This is a genomic window from Streptomyces sp. NPDC055815, assembly GCF_053616475.1.
In genome coordinates, this window is the sequence record NZ_JBSHDU010000005.1 from 25609 (window position 1) to 39313 (window position 13705).

13 protein-coding genes are annotated in these 13705 nt (G+C 72.4%); 7 read left to right on the forward strand and 6 right to left on the reverse strand.

The window, feature by feature from the left end:
- Positions 1-31 precede the first annotated feature (31 nt).
- Complete coding sequence (locus tag ACWGN5_RS05460; RefSeq protein WP_453511508.1) at positions 32-994, reverse strand: pirin family protein; 963 nt, start codon at positions 992-994, stop codon at positions 32-34.
- A gap of 124 nt (positions 995-1118) precedes the next feature.
- The gene (locus tag ACWGN5_RS05465) at positions 1119-1625 is read right to left on the reverse strand and encodes an SseB family protein (RefSeq protein ID WP_453511509.1); all 507 of its coding nucleotides are present in this window, start codon (positions 1623-1625) and stop codon (positions 1119-1121) included.
- Between the two features lie 354 nt (positions 1626-1979).
- Between ACWGN5_RS05465 and ACWGN5_RS05470 the strand changes: the two genes are divergently transcribed.
- A complete protein-coding gene (locus tag ACWGN5_RS05470; protein WP_453511510.1) occupies positions 1980-3809 on the forward strand; it encodes an acyl-CoA dehydrogenase in 1830 nt (609 codons plus the stop codon).
- A 142-nt stretch (positions 3810-3951) separates the two neighbouring features.
- Positions 3952-5259 carry a M18 family aminopeptidase gene (locus ACWGN5_RS05475; protein WP_369145232.1) on the forward strand — a complete coding sequence of 436 codons (1308 nt, stop codon included), beginning with the start codon at positions 3952-3954 and terminating at the stop codon, positions 5257-5259.
- 59 nt (positions 5260-5318) lie between these two features.
- Here ACWGN5_RS05475 and ACWGN5_RS05480 read toward each other — a convergent pair whose 3' ends face one another.
- Positions 5319-7112 (reverse strand): NHL domain-containing thioredoxin family protein, encoded by a 1794-nt coding sequence (locus ACWGN5_RS05480; RefSeq protein ID WP_453511511.1) that lies wholly within the window; start codon positions 7110-7112, stop codon positions 5319-5321.
- Positions 7113-7254: 142 nt separating this feature from the next.
- Between ACWGN5_RS05480 and ACWGN5_RS05485 the strand changes: the two genes are divergently transcribed.
- From ACWGN5_RS05485 to ACWGN5_RS05495, 3 genes are read left to right on the forward strand one after another with little or no spacing between them, the layout of a single operon-like run.
- Entirely contained in the window at positions 7255-8571 is a 1317-nt protein-coding gene (locus ACWGN5_RS05485) for a DUF7507 domain-containing protein (protein WP_453511512.1), read from the forward strand.
- 2 nt (positions 8572-8573) lie between these two features.
- A complete protein-coding gene (locus tag ACWGN5_RS05490; RefSeq protein WP_453511513.1) occupies positions 8574-9323 on the forward strand; it encodes a bestrophin-like domain in 750 nt (249 codons plus the stop codon).
- A 31-nt stretch (positions 9324-9354) separates the two neighbouring features.
- The gene (locus tag ACWGN5_RS05495; protein WP_453511514.1) at positions 9355-9846 is read left to right on the forward strand and encodes an LURP-one-related/scramblase family protein; all 492 of its coding nucleotides are present in this window, start codon (positions 9355-9357) and stop codon (positions 9844-9846) included.
- Here the strand turns inward: ACWGN5_RS05495 and ACWGN5_RS05500 are convergent.
- Positions 9843-11027 carry a trans-sulfuration enzyme family protein gene (locus tag ACWGN5_RS05500; protein WP_453511515.1) on the reverse strand — a complete coding sequence of 395 codons (1185 nt, stop codon included), beginning with the start codon at positions 11025-11027 and terminating at the stop codon, positions 9843-9845. The two genes, ACWGN5_RS05495 and ACWGN5_RS05500, sit on opposite strands and share 4 nt — an antisense overlap.
- A 118-nt stretch (positions 11028-11145) precedes the next feature.
- Here ACWGN5_RS05500 and ACWGN5_RS05505 point away from each other — a divergent pair, with 118 nt between their 5' ends.
- Entirely contained in the window at positions 11146-11364 is a 219-nt protein-coding gene (locus tag ACWGN5_RS05505; protein WP_453511516.1) for a hypothetical protein, read from the forward strand.
- Entirely contained in the window at positions 11361-11753 is a 393-nt protein-coding gene (locus ACWGN5_RS05510; RefSeq protein ID WP_453511518.1) for a hypothetical protein, read from the forward strand. Before ACWGN5_RS05505 ends, ACWGN5_RS05510 begins: the two co-directional genes overlap by 4 nt.
- A gap of 6 nt (positions 11754-11759) precedes the next feature.
- Here the strand turns inward: ACWGN5_RS05510 and ACWGN5_RS05515 are convergent, their stop codons facing one another.
- Together ACWGN5_RS05515 and ACWGN5_RS05520 are read right to left on the reverse strand one after the other, a co-directional pair.
- The gene (locus ACWGN5_RS05515; protein ID WP_453511519.1) at positions 11760-12908 is read right to left on the reverse strand and encodes an SMI1/KNR4 family protein; all 1149 of its coding nucleotides are present in this window, start codon (positions 12906-12908) and stop codon (positions 11760-11762) included.
- The gene (locus tag ACWGN5_RS05520) at positions 12908-13705 is read right to left on the reverse strand and encodes a carbon-nitrogen family hydrolase (protein WP_369145240.1); all 798 of its coding nucleotides are present in this window, start codon (positions 13703-13705) and stop codon (positions 12908-12910) included. Before ACWGN5_RS05520 ends, ACWGN5_RS05515 begins: the two co-directional genes overlap by 1 nt.

Genomic DNA, 13705 nt, shown 5'->3' on the forward strand with positions numbered 1-13705 from the left:
CGGGTGACGGCCCGTCATCGGGCTCGTGTACCTACTCGCCCATCCCGTGCACCGCCGGGATCGTGCCGAGGCGGCCCGCCTGGAAGTCCTCGAAGGCCTGGCGGAGTTCGGCCTGGGTGTTCATCACGAAGGGGCCGTAGTGGGCCATCGGCTCACGGATCGGCTGTCCGCCGAGGAGCACGACCTCCAGGTCGGGGGTGTTCCCGTCCTGCTTCTCGTCCGCGCGGACGGTGAGCACGCCGCCCTTGCCGAAGACGGCGGTCTGGCCCATGTGGATCGGCCGCCGTTCGGCACCGGCCGTGCCGCGGCCGGCGAGCACGTACGCGAGGCCGTTGAAGTCCTCGCGCCACGGCAGGCTGATCTCGGCGCCGGGGCGCAGGGTGGCGTGGATCATCGTGATCGGGGTGTGGGTGATGCCGGGGCCCTGGTGGCCGTCGAGCTCGCCGGCGATGACGCGGAGCAGCGCGCCGCCGTCGGGGGAGGTGAGGAGCTGGACCTGGCCGCCGCGGATGTCCTGGTAGCGGGGGGCCATCATCTTGTCGCTGGCGGGCAGGTTCACCCACAGCTGCAGGCCGTGGAAGAGGCCGCCGCTGACGACGAGGGACTCCGGCGGGGCCTCGATGTGGAGGAGGCCGGAGCCGGCGGTCATCCACTGGGTGTCGCCGTTGGTGATGGTGCCGCCGCCACCGTTGGAGTCCTGGTGGTCGAAGGTCCCGTCGATGATGTAGGTGACGGTCTCGAAGCCTCGGTGGGGGTGCCAGGGCGTGCCCTTGGGCTCTCCGGGCGCGTACTCCACCTCACCCATCTGGTCCATCATGATGAACGGGTCGAGGTACTGGTAGTTGATCCCGGCGAACGCGCGGCGCACCGGGAAGCCCTCGCCCTCGAAGCCCGAGGGCGCCGTGGTGACGGCGAGCACGGGGCGGGCGACGGCATCGGCGGCGGCGGCGACGCGCGGCAGGGTGAGCGGGTTCTCGACAGTCACAGCGGGCATGACCGGACCTCCTAGGTGCGACCTTGTACGACCACTTTAGTTGAACGCTGAACTTCTTGCCACCCGGAACGCGGAACGCCCGGGAGGAATTCCCCCCGGGCGCCCCCGTCGCACACGACCTCCGTCAGCCGTACATCCGCCGCATCGCGAAGTCGACCATCTGCTCCACGGCCTTCGCGTCGAAGACCATGCGGTGATCACCCTCCATGTCGAGGACGAAGCCGTAGCCGGTCGGCAGCAGGTCGATCACCTCGGCGCCGGTGATCACGAAGTACTTCGACTCCTTGCCCGCGTACCGCCGCAGCTCCTTGAGCGAGGTGAACATCGGGATGACCGGCTGCTGGGTGTTGTGCAGGGCCAGGAAGCCGGGGTTGTCGCCGCGCGGGCAGTAGACCTTGGAGGTGGCGAAGATCTGCTGGAAGTCCTCGGCGGCGAGGGTGCCGGTCGTGAAGGCGCGCACGGCGTCCGCGAGGGAGGGCGGCGAGGGCTCCGGGTAGAGCGGGGGCTGCTGCTGGGCGTACCCACCGCCCTGCATGCCGCCCGGCATTCCGGCCTGCGGCGGGGCGTACTGCCCCTGCTGGGGCGGCGCGTACTGCTGCTGGGCACCCGGGTTCTGCTCGTAGCCGTACATGGGTCCAAGCCTATCGAGACGCGTTCGCGCACCTCTACACGTCGGGGCATGGAGGGTTCTCCTGGGGAGGAGGGGAGGGGGGTGGCCGCCCGCCGGCACACAGGGACGGGCGCTCCGTCACGTACCGTAGCCGATCGGTTACGCAGGATGCCCCGCTCGCCCGAAATATTCACCCTTGCGTCGGCGAGCCCCTGACCAGGGTTGACGGCGGCGCGGGACGTCGCGGACGTCACAGATGGCCGGATAGGGGTTGCTTCTTATTACCGGTGGGTAGCATCATCGGAGAGAGCGTGTTGCTACTCGCTGGTACGTGTACGAGGAACCTGCCTCCCCGAGCCTTACGGAGCCGTCGCCATGGGGCACTACAAGTCGAATCTCCGCGACATCGAGTTCAACCTCTTCGAGGTCCTCGGCCGCGACAAGGTGTACGGCACCGGTCCGTTCGAGGAGATGGACGTCGAGACCGCCAAGAGCATCCTCGACGAGATCCGCCGTCTCGCCGAGAACGAGCTGGCCGAGTCCTTCGCCGACGCCGACCGCAACCCGCCGGTCTTCGACCCGGAGACCAACACCGCCCCGGTCCCGGCCACCTTCAAGAAGTCGTACAACGCCTTCATGGAGTCCGAGTACTGGCGCCTGGGCATCCCCGAGGAGATCGGCGGCACCGTCTCCCCGCGCTCCCTGATCTGGGCCTACGCGGAGCTCCTCCTCGGCTCGAACCCGGCCATCTGGATGTACTCCTCCGGCCCGGCCTTCGCCGGCATCCTCTACAACGAGGGCAACGAGGCGCAGAAGAAGGTCGCGCAGATCGCCGTCGAGAAGCGCTGGGGCTCCACCATGGTCCTCACCGAGCCCGACGCGGGCTCGGACGTCGGCGCCGGCCGCACCAAGGCCATCCAGCAGGAGGACGGCTCCTGGCACATCGAGGGCGTCAAGCGCTTCATCACCTCCGGTGAGCACGACATGGAGGAGAACATCCTCCACTACGTCCTCGCCCGCCCCGAGGGCGCCGGCCCCGGCACCAAGGGCCTGAGCCTCTTCCTCGTCCCGAAGTACGAGTTCGACTGGGAGACCGGCGAGCTGGGCGCCCGCAACGGCGTCTACGCCACCAACGTCGAGCACAAGATGGGCCTCAAGGCCTCCAACACCTGCGAGATGACCTTCGGCGACCAGCACCCCGCCAAGGGCTGGCTGATCGGCGACAAGCACGACGGCATCCGCCAGATGTTCCTCATCATCGAGTTCGCCCGCATGATGGTCGGCACGAAGGCGATCTCCACCCTCTCCACGGGCTACCTCAACGCCCTGGAGTACGCCAAGGAGCGCGTCCAGGGCACCGACCTGGCCAACTTCATGGACAAGGCCGCGCCCAAGGTCACCATCACGCACCACCCCGACGTCCGCCGCTCGCTGATGACGCAGAAGGCGTACGCCGAGGGCATGCGCTCCCTCGTCCTCTACACGGCCTCCGTGCAGGACTCGATCGCGGTCAAGGAAGCGGCCGGCGAGGACGCCAAGGCCCTGCACGGCCTGAACGACCTGCTGCTCCCGATCGTGAAGGGCTACGGCTCCGAGAAGGGCTACGAGCAGCTCGCGCAGTCGCTCCAGACCTTCGGCGGCTCCGGCTTCCTGCAGGAGTACCCGATCGAGCAGTACATCCGGGACGCCAAGATCGACACCCTCTACGAGGGCACCACGGCCATCCAGGGCCAGGACTTCTTCTTCCGCAAGATCGTCCGCGACCAGGGCGCCTCCCTGAACGCGCTGTCCGAGGAGATCAAGAAGTTCCTCGCGGTCGGCACCGGCGGCGAGGAGCTGGCCGGTGCCCGCGACGCGCTCGCCAAGGCCGCCGTCGACCTGGAGGGCATCGTCGGCAAGATGATCACCGACCTCACCGCCACCGGCGAGGACGTCAAGAACATCTACAAGGTCGGCCTCAACACCACCCGCCTGCTGCTCGCCTCCGGCGACGTCGTCGTCGGCTACCTGCTCCTCAAGGGCGCGGCGGTCGCCGCCGAGAAGCTCGCCGAGGGCGCCACGGGCAAGGACGTCGCCTTCTACCAGGGCAAGATCGCGGCCGCGAAGTTCTTCGCCGCCAACGTCCTGCCCGGCGTCTCCGCCGAGCGCGCGCTGGCCGAGGCCATCGACGGCTCGCTCATGGACCTGGACGAGGCCGCGTTCTAGGACGCGCCTCGCTCCGCAGACACGGCCCGTCCCCGGGGAGGGGGGCGGGCCGTTCTGCTGCCCGGGGACGGGCCCGTCACGCCCCGATCACCAATTTCCGGGGTCCCGTATTCGAATTCCGGTCCCTGCGTATGGTGAACCCATGAGCAGCGCAGCTTCCCGTCCCACCGCCGGCCCCTTCGACCGCGGACACACCGACGACCTCATGGCCTTCCTGACGGCCTCCCCCTCGCCGTACCACGCGGTCGCGAGCGCCGCCGAGCGCCTGGAGAAGGTCGGCTTCCGCCGGGTCGAGGAGACCGCGGCCTGGGACGGGACGAGCGGCGGGAAGTACGTGATCCGCGGCGGCGCGATCATCGCCTGGTACGTGCCGGAGGGCGCCGCCGCCCACACCCCGTACCGGATCGTCGGCGCCCACACCGACTCGCCGAACCTGCGCGTCAAGCCGCAGCCCGACATGGGCGCCCAGGGCTGGCGCCAGGTCGCCGTCGAGATCTACGGCGGCACCCTGCTCAACACCTGGCTCGACCGCGACCTCGGCCTCGCCGGCCGCCTCACCCTCCGCGACGGCAGCCACCACCTCGTCAACGTCGACCGGCCGCTGCTGCGCGTCCCCCAGCTCGCCATCCACCTCGACCGCCAGGTCAACGACGGCCTCAAGCTCGACCGCCAGCGCCACATGCAGCCCATCTGGGGCATCGGCCAGGTCCACGAGGGCGACCTGATCGAGTTCGTCGCCGCCGAGGCCGGCGTCGACGCCGAGGACGTCACCGGCTGGGACCTCATGGTCCACGCCGTCGACGCGCCCGCGTACCTCGGCCGCGACCGCGAACTCCTCGCCGGCCCGCGCATGGACAACCTGCTGTCCGTCCACGCCGCCACCGCCGCGCTCGCCTCCCTCGCCGGCCGCGACGACCTCCCGTACATCCCGGTCCTCGCCGCCTTCGACCACGAGGAGAACGGCTCCGAGGCCGACACCGGCGCCCAGGGCCCCCTCCTCGGCAACGTCCTGGAGCGCTCCGTCTACGCCCGCGGCGGCTCCTACGAGGACCGGGCCCGCGCCTTCGCCGGCACCGTCTGCCTCTCCTCCGACACCGGCCACGCCGTCCACCCCAACTACGCGGAGCGCCACGACCCGACGCACCACCCGCGCGTCAACGGCGGCCCGATCCTCAAGGTCAACGTCAACCAGCGGTACGCCACCGACGGCAGCGGCCGCGCGGTCTTCGCCGCCGCCTGCGAGAAGGCGGGGGTGCCCTGGCAGTCCTTCGTCTCCAGCAACGACATGCCGTGCGGCACCACGATCGGCCCGATCACCGCGGCCCGCCACGGCATCTCGACGGTCGACATCGGCGTCGCGATCCTGTCCATGCACAGCGCCCGCGAACTCTGCGGCGCGGACGACCCGTACCTCCTGGCCAACGCCCTGGTGGCGTTCCTGGAGGGCTGAGGCCGGCGCCTGGACGGGGCCGAGGGGCATCCGTCCAGGCACCAAGCGATCGCCGCCGACTAGCCGTCCATGCCGGCGAGGATCAGCGGAAGGCGCGCGACGCCCTCGGCCGTGACCTTCACCGGGACGCCCCAGTCCTGCTGGTGGACGTGGCAGGCCGGGTACTCGTTGGCCGGGTCGTCGTCGCAGGACGCGGCCATCGCGGACACGTGCAGCACGCCCTCGGTGACCTCCGGGTCGAGGTCGAGCTCGCGGAAGAGATCGGTCCCGGTCCCCTCGCCGCCGAGGAGCAGCTCCGGCGGGGTCGAGGAGACCAGGAGGCGGGTCGAGGGGCCGTAGCGCTCGTCCAGCTTCTGCCCGGTCGGCGCCTGGAAGACGACGTCGAGGCGGAGGCGGCCGGGGGCGACCTCGGTGGCCTCGCGCTGCGTCCGGTAGGCGGCGGACTCGACCTGGACGGCCTCCTCGGGCAGCCGCAGCCGGGTCAGCCGGTGCCGGGCGGACTCGACGACCACGATGTCGCCGCCGACCAGCACGGCGCCGCTCGGCTCGCGCAGATCGGTGGCGAGCGTGGTGACCTCACCCGTCGCCGGATCGAAGCGGCGCAGGGCGTGGTTGTACGTGTCGGCGACGGCGACCGAGCCGTCGGGCAGGGCGGTCACGCCCAGCGGGTGCTGGAGCAGCGCCTGGTCGGCGGCGCCGTCGCGGTGCCCGAAGTCGAAGAGCCCGGTGCCGACGGCCGTGTGCACGACTCCCTCGGCGTCGATCCACCTCACGGCGCTGGTCTCGGAGTCGGCGATCCACAGCCGGTCCTCGGTGGCGGCGAGCCCGGAGGGCTGCGCGAACCAGGCCTCGGCGGCCGGGCCGTCGACGAGACCCTCGTTGGTGGTCCCGGCGGCGACCTCGACGGTCCCGGTCTCGGGGTCGTACGTCCACAGCTGATGCACACCGGCCATGGCGATCCACACCTTGCCCTGCCACCAGGCGACGTCCCACGGCGAGGACAGGTCGACCTCGAGCGCGGGGCCCGAGGTCGGGGACCCCTGCCACCACTGCTTCCCGGTACCGGCGACGAGCTCGATGGCCCCCGTCTCCGGGTCGTACGTCCGCAGGGCGTGGTTCACGGTGTCGGCGACGACGACCTTGCCACCGGGAAGCAGCGCGAGCCCCTGCGGCTCCCGGAAGACACCCTCGCCGATCCGCCGCACGACGGTCTCGCCGTCCTCGGCGAGCTCGACGAGCTGGTGCCGGGTGGTGTCGGAGACGAGGAAGTTCCCGGACGGGAGCGTGATGACCTTCCCGGGGAAACGCAGATCGGTCGCGACGGGCTCGGGCGCCACGTACGGCCCGTCGCCGCGCCGCAGCGTCCCCTTGGCCTCGTGCTCGGCCTCCAGCTCCTCGACGAGCGTCCGGAGGGCGTTGGCGTGCCCCTCACCGGCGTGCTGGGCGACGACGTACCCCTCGGGATCGATCACGACGAGCGTCGGCCACGCGCGCACGGCGTACTGCTTCCAGGTCGCGAGCTCCGGGTCGTCGAGCACGGGGTGGTGCACCTCGTACCGCTCGACGGCATCGACGACCGCCTGGTGCTCGGCCTCGTGCACGAACTTCGGCGAGTGCACCCCGACGATCACGAGCGTGTCCCGGTGCTTCTCCTCCAGGTCCCGCAGCTCGTCGAGGACATGCAGGCAGTTCACACAGCAAAACGTCCAAAAGTCGAGCAGAACAATCTTTCCTCGCAGGTCGGCGAGGGTCAGTTCTTCTCCACCCGTGTTGAGCCAGCCGCCCTTGCCGATCAGCTCGGGGGCGCGGACACGGGCACGTCGGGGCGCGGGGGTGGGCGCGGAGTCGTTCATGGTTCAAGGGTGCCGTACGGGTGGAAAAGCGGGGCCGGGTGGGGGGACGGGGCGTGTCCCGGGTGGGGGTGGGGTGGGGGCGGACGGTGGCATGGGGCGCATGACGTGTGCGGGCAGATCATCGGACTACCACCTCCGTCGGGTGAGCGGTGGGCTGCTCGTGGTGGTGCTGCTCCTGCTGCCCGGAGCCGTCGCCCGCGCCGGTGGCGCCGGGGACGGGGCCCTGCGGATGGACGTGACCGTGAACGGGCTCGCCGACGGCGGGGCGCGGCCGCCGGCCGTACGGGTCGGGACGCAGGTCGTGAAGCGGTACCGGCTGGTGAACCACGGCGAGGCGCATCTGTACGGGGTGCGGGTCCTCGACCCTGGCGTGCCCGGCGGGGCCGTACCGTGCCCCCGGCTGCCGCTCGCCGCGCTCGGCGAGATGGAGTGCGTCGCCCGTTTCCGGGCCCTGCCCGGGGCGCGCCTCGCCACCGCACGGGCCGAGGGCGACATCCCCTCCCTCGGACGGCGCATCCACGCCACCACCCGCTCCGGGTACGCCGGGGTCTCCGGGGGCCTCGCCCTCGCCGAGCGGGTCTCCGTCGGCAGCGGTGGTGCGGGCGCCGTGGGGCGGTCGGTCGGCCGCGCCCCCGACGGGACCGCGACCGTCACCTACACCGTGACCAACCGCGGCAACCGGCCCGTCCACGCCGTCCGCGTCGAGGACCCCGCCCTGCGGCTCGGGCCCGGCGCCGTGCGCTGCCCCGCCCCCGCGGCCCTGCTCTCCCCCGGCGCCTCCGTCCGCTGCACCGCCGGCGTCCGGCGCCCGCCCGGGACCCACCGCAGCACCGGGCTCGCCACCGGCAGCGACCGGGTTCCGACCTTTGACGCCGGGGGCCGGCTCCTTCCCGCGCCGACGCTCACCGCCCGCTCCTCCGCCGCCTTCACCATCGCCCCGCCACGGGCAGCCGCGGCGAGGGGGGTTGGGGGGAGTCCCGGGGCGGACGGGCGTGGGGGGAGTGGGGGGAGTGGGGGGAGCGGGGGCAGTGGGGGTGGGGCTCCGGGAGTTGGGGCGGGTGGGGTGCCCGGTTCCGGTGGGGGTTCTGGGGGTGGGGCCGGGGCCGTTGCCCGTGGTGGGGGTGTTGCTTCAGTCGGGGGCGTCGGTGTTTCCGGGGCCTCTGGTGGCTCTGCCGGCTCTGGTGCCGTGCCCGGAGCTCCTGCCGGTCCGCAAGGCGCTTCGCCCGCGCCGTCCCGGGCCGCCGGCCCCGCCCCCGTACCCGTACCCGTACCAGTCGCCCCGCCCCGCGCCCTCACGGACGCGTCCCGTCCGCTCGCCGTGGCCGGGGACGAGGGGTTCGTCGGGCGGTTGCGGCGGCGGGCGCGGGAGGCGCATGAGTTCGGGGTCGTGGCGATGCTGTTGCTGCTGCTGATCCCGGCGGCCGTCGCGGCAGCGCTCCTCGGCAACCGGGGGAACTGACCGTGGTCCTGTTCGAGACGCTCGTCGTCGTGCTCGGCGTCGCGTTCGTCGCCGCCCTCGCCGTCTTCGCCAAGACGAGGCTCTTCCCGGCCGCCGAGGACGAGGAGCCGCGCGAGGACGTCGCCGAGTACATCGCCATGATGGTGTCGGTGCTGTACGCGGTGGTGCTCGGGCTCTGTCTGGTGTCCGTCTGGGACACCCGTTCCGACGCCGCCGACAACGTCCAGGCCGAGGCGAGCGCCCTGCACCAGACGTACCTGCTGGCGGACGCGCTTCCCACCGCCCAGCGGCAGCCGCTGCGGAAAGCGGCCCGTACGTACGCCGATCACGTCGTCGGCGTCGAGTGGCCCGCGATGGCGGAGCGCGAGCCGCTCGACCCCGCCGGCTGGCAGCTGCTCGCCGACCTCCGGAAGGCGGGCGAGGTCGGTGAGTCGGCCAAGGTGCCGGAGCAGATCGCGGCCCAGGAGGTGCTCGCGCAGCTGGGTTACGTCGACGACGCGCGGCGGGGGCGGGAGGCGGCCGCGCAGGAGCGGCTGTCGCCGGTGCTGTGGACGGGGCTGCTGATCGGCGGTGCGCTGACGCTGGCGTTCATGTTCCTCTTCGGGATCAAGAGGAGTACGACGCACGTGGTGATGGTGATGGGCCTTTCCGGGTTCATCGCCTTCACCGTCCTGCTGATCAATCAGCTCGACGCGCCGTTCGGGTCGATGCTCGGCGCGACGCCGGATCCGTTCACCCGGTACTTCGGGTGAGAAACCGGCGGCGCCGGGCAGACATAGGGCCGTGAAATATCTCGTACGGGACAAGATCTTCGCGATCGGCGACGACTACTGGATCGAGGACGAGCAGGGCCGCCACGCCTTCCTCGTCGACGGCAAGGCCCTGCGGCTGCGCGACACCCTGGAGCTGAAGGACCCCGACGGGCGGGTCCTCGTCACCCTGCGGCAGAAGATGTTCAGCCTGCGGGACGCGATGACGATCGAGCGCGACGAGCGGCCGCTCGCGACCGTCCGCCGCAAGCGGCTCTCCCTGCTCCGCAACCACTACCGGGTGACGCTCGTCGACGGCACCGGACTGGACGTCAGCGGCCGGATCCTGGACCGGGAGTTCACCGTCGAGTACGAGGGCGAGCTCCTGGCGCACATCTCCCGGCAGTGGTTCCACGTCCGTGAGACGTACGCCGTGAACGTGGTCCGTGAGGACGCGGACCCGGCGCTGCAGATCGCGGTCGCCGTGTGCGTCATCCGGATGGCGGAGCGGGAGAGGGAGGACTAGGAGGCCTTCGTCAGCGCCTGTTCCAGGTCCGCCCACAGGTCCTCCACGTGCTCGATGCCGACCGACAGCCGGACCGTGCCCGCGCCGATGCCGGCCGCAGCGAGCGCCGTCGCGTCGAGCTGGTGGTGGGAGGTGGACGCCGGGTGCATGACCAGGGTCTTCACATCGCCGAGGGAGACGCTGAGGGAGGCGAGCCGTACCGCCTCGACGAAGGCCCGGCCCGCCTCCCGGCCGCCCGCGAGGTCGAGCGAGACGACCCCGCCGCCCCCGGCCGGCAGCAGGCGCGCGGCGACGGCCCGGTCCGGGTGGCCGGCGAGGGCCGGGTGGCGGACGGCCTCGACCGCCGGGTGCGCTTCGAGGCGGGCGGCGAGCTCGGCGGCGCTCGCGCACTGGCGCTCCACGCGCAGGGAGAGGGTCTGCATGCCGCGCAGGGTGAGCCAGGCGGCGAACGGGTCGGTGGACGCGCCCTGTTCGACGGCGTGGTGACGGACGCGGCCGTGCAGCTCGGCGTCCTTGAAGACGGCGATGCCGCCGAGGACGTCTCCGTGTCCTGCCAGGTACTTGGTGGCGGAGTGGACGACGATGTCGGCGCCGTGGTCGAGGGGGCGGAAGAGCAGCGGGGAGGCGAAGGTGTTGTCGACGGCGACGGGTATGCCGGCCTCGGCGGCGACGGCGGCGAGCGCGGGGACGTCGGCGACGCGGGTGGTGGGGTTGGCGATGGTCTCCAGGTAGAGGAGCCGGGTCTCGGGGCGCAGGGCCGCCCGTACCTCCTCGGGGTCGGTGCCGGAGACGTAGGTGACGTCGACGCCCCAGCGGGCGGCGAGGTCGGTGAGGACCGCGTACGTGCCGCCGTACAGGCAGGACTGGGCGATGACGTGGTCGCCGCTGCCGAGCAGGCCGAGGAGGACGGCGTTGATGGCGCCCATGCCGGAGGCGAAGGAACGGGCGGCGGCGCCGCCCTCCAGGCGGGCGACGGCGTCCTCCAGGGTGCGGACGGTGGGGTTGCCGAGGCGGGCGTAGAGGAAGGCGTCCGGGGAGGTGAAGCCCTCGGCGAGGGCGTCGGCCGAGTCGAAGGCGAAGACGTGGCCCTGGTGGAGGGGGACGCCGAGGGGCCTGCTGCCCGTGACCTCGACGTGGGGCGGGTGGACGGCGAGAGTCTCGGGACTGATGTCACTGCTCATGAACTCAGTCTGGGCAGAAGCCGATTGCCTTCACAGGTCCAATCCCGGCAGATTGGTTCGACGAGGGAGCCGGTCCACGCGTCCTCCTCGACCTCGACCTCGACCTCGGGACACCTTGATGCACCTCCACGTCACCCCCTTCGACCTCCGGGCCTGGAAGGCGGGGAACCGGCACGACCACCGGGCCGGCTGGCAGGGGGTCTCGCCGGAGTTCGGCGAGATCACCCTGACCTGTCCCCTCCCCCGTACGTCTCCCGAGTCGCTCGTCTCGGAGGTACGCGGCGGGCGGCTGCCGACCGCCTCCTTCGAGGCGCGCGGGGCGCACGTCGAGGGATGAGGCTGCCGGGCCTGAACCGGTCCACGCTGCGCGTCGGCGACCGGGTCGTGTACGTGACGCGGAACCGTTTCGGCGCCACGCTGGAGCAGCGCGCCCTGGAGATGCGGTACGCGGGCGACCGGTACCGGCTCGCGGCCCTCGACCAGCACGGCTACGTCCTCACCCGCGCCGCGGACGACGAGGACCCCGGCGTCCGGATCACCGTCCGCGAGACCGGGCGCGGCAAGGGCCGCAGGCTCTCCGTGCACGTCGACGGGCGTGCCGAGGGCGGGGACCTGGCCCTCGGCCTGGTCTTCGCGGGCGTCGACCGGTCCGCGCTGACGCGGATCGGCGCGGTGCGGGCGGGCCTCTCCCGCACCACCCATTTCTGGACCGAGTCCCAGTACTGAGCCGGGCTAGTCCGCCCTCGGGCCGTACCCCTCGAAGTCGATGACGTCCAGCGGGTCCTCGTGGGGGCGTACGAGGCCGGGGAGGCCCTCCGTGCGGAGTTCGCCGCGCAGCCAGGCGAGGAGGGTGGCGGTGAGGGTGCCGGGGAGCGGCGGGCCCTGGTCGGCGTGGCGCGGGATGACGATCAGGGGCCAGTCGTCGGGGGTGGCGCCCTCGGTGAGCCAGCACAGCTGGTCGCCGTCGATGGAGTCGGCGAAGGGGAGGAAGCCGCCGGGTTCGGGCCAGACGGCCAGCGGGTGGTACTGGGGGTGGTCGGCGCGCAGGCCGCGGTAGGCGTCGCCGTACCAGTCCTCCGTACCCGCCAGGTCGTAGCGCCCGGTGCCGAGCGGGGTGCTGAACCGGAGCCACTGGCACCACTCGCCGCCGCCGTACGTCTCCATCAGGCGGACGTACTCGGTGGGGAGGCGGGTGCCGAGGCGCTCGTACAGCCACTCCCAGCTCTCCGAGCCGAGGTACGGCTCGGCGGGCGGCGGGATCAGCGCGGTGAGCGTGTCGAGGCCGGTGCCGCCGGAGAGGAGCGCGGCCCGCTGTGCGGGGGTCGGTTCGGGGCGGCGGGGCGGCGGGGTCCAGGCGGACAGTTCGCCGCCCGCGAGGCCGCTGCGGGCGAGGCTCGGGCGCAGGCCGTCGGAGACGAAGCCGGTGAGGGTGGGCAGGAGGGTGGTGCCGGGGCGGAGCCAGGGGTCCTTGCCGGCGTTCGCGAGGTTCTGCACGTGGACGACGACGGGCCACTGGTCCGGGTCGGGGGAGGCGCTCGTGTCCCAGTAGAGGGTGTCGGCCATGCGGGTGGCGCCGAAGGGGAGGACGCCGGGGGCGTCCCGGCGGCCTTCCTCGACGAAGCTCCCGTAGTCGAAGAGGCGGGCGTCGGTGGCGAAGGGGGTGTGCAGCCAGAGCCGTTCGCCGATGTCGAGGGGGCCGTACGCGGTGGCGATCGCCTTGTAGTCGGCGGGCAGCCGCAGGCCGAGCCACTCCTCGACGGCGTCCCAGTCGACGGGCGGGGCGGGCGTCTCGGGGGGCGGCCCGAAGAGCTCTGCGAAGGCGGCGACGGCGGCAGCGGCATCGTCGGCAGCGTCGGCAGCGGCCTCGTCCGGGTGGGGCATCAGGCGCGCCTCGGCGCCGCGATGCCCAGGACCCGGTCCTTGAGTGCCGGGAACTCCTCCCGGGTCGTGCGGACCTTCGCCGGGTCGAGGACGACCCGGAGGATCTCCTCGTCCGGGCCGGCCTCCGCGAGGGTCTCGCCCCAGGGGTCGACGACGATGGAGTGCCCGGCCTGCTCCACGCCCGCGTGGGTGCCGGCGGTGCCGCAGGCGAGGACGTACGCCTGGTTCTCGACGGCCCGGGCCTTGGCGAAGAGGGTCCAGTGGGCGCGGCGCCGGGCGGGCCAGCCGGCGGGGACGACGAAGGCCTGGGCGCCCGCGTCGACGAGGCCGCGGAAGAGTTCGGGGAACCGCAGGTCGTAGCAGGTGCCGACGCCGACGGTGAGGGTCGGCAGGTCGACGGTGACGAGGTCCTCGCCGGCGGCCATGAGGACCGCCTCGCCCTTGTCGAAGCCGAAGCGGTGGATCTTGCGGTAGGAGGCGGCGAGTTCCCCGTCGGGGGAGAGGACGAGCGAGGTGTTGTAGAGGGCGCCGCCCTCCGCCTCGACGAAGGAGCCGGCGTGCAGCCAGACGCCGGCGTCGCGGGCGGCGGCCGCCATCGCCCGGTGGGTGGGGCCGTTCAGCGGCTCGGACTCGGCGGCGAAGAGGTCGGACGCGAACGCGCCGACGGTCCACAGTTCCGGCAGGACGACGAGGTCCGCGCGGCCGGATTCCTCCCGTACGAGACGCGCCACGCGGGCACGACGGGCATCGACCGGTTCGTCCGGGTCTACCGCGATCTGGATCAGCGAGGCGCGCAC

Bases quoted from the DNA above. Each gene is read 5' to 3' on its own strand.
- ACWGN5_RS05460 (WP_453511508.1), bottom strand. From the start codon at position 994: ATGCCCGCTGTGACTGTCGAGAACCCGCTCACCCTGCCGCGCGTCGCC.
- ACWGN5_RS05465 (WP_453511509.1), bottom strand. From the start codon at position 1,625: ATGTACGGCTACGAGCAGAACCCGGGTGCCCAGCAGCAGTACGCGCCG.
- ACWGN5_RS05470 (WP_453511510.1), top strand. From the start codon at position 1,980: ATGGGGCACTACAAGTCGAATCTCCGCGACATCGAGTTCAACCTCTTC.
- ACWGN5_RS05475 (WP_369145232.1), top strand. From the start codon at position 3,952: ATGAGCAGCGCAGCTTCCCGTCCCACCGCCGGCCCCTTCGACCGCGGA.
- ACWGN5_RS05480 (WP_453511511.1), bottom strand. From the start codon at position 7,112: ATGAACGACTCCGCGCCCACCCCCGCGCCCCGACGTGCCCGTGTCCGC.
- ACWGN5_RS05500 (WP_453511515.1), bottom strand. From the start codon at position 11,027: ATGAGCAGTGACATCAGTCCCGAGACTCTCGCCGTCCACCCGCCCCAC.
- ACWGN5_RS05505 (WP_453511516.1), top strand. From the start codon at position 11,146: ATGCACCTCCACGTCACCCCCTTCGACCTCCGGGCCTGGAAGGCGGGG.
- ACWGN5_RS05510 (WP_453511518.1), top strand. From the start codon at position 11,361: ATGAGGCTGCCGGGCCTGAACCGGTCCACGCTGCGCGTCGGCGACCGG.
- ACWGN5_RS05515 (WP_453511519.1), bottom strand. From the start codon at position 12,908: ATGCCCCACCCGGACGAGGCCGCTGCCGACGCTGCCGACGATGCCGCT.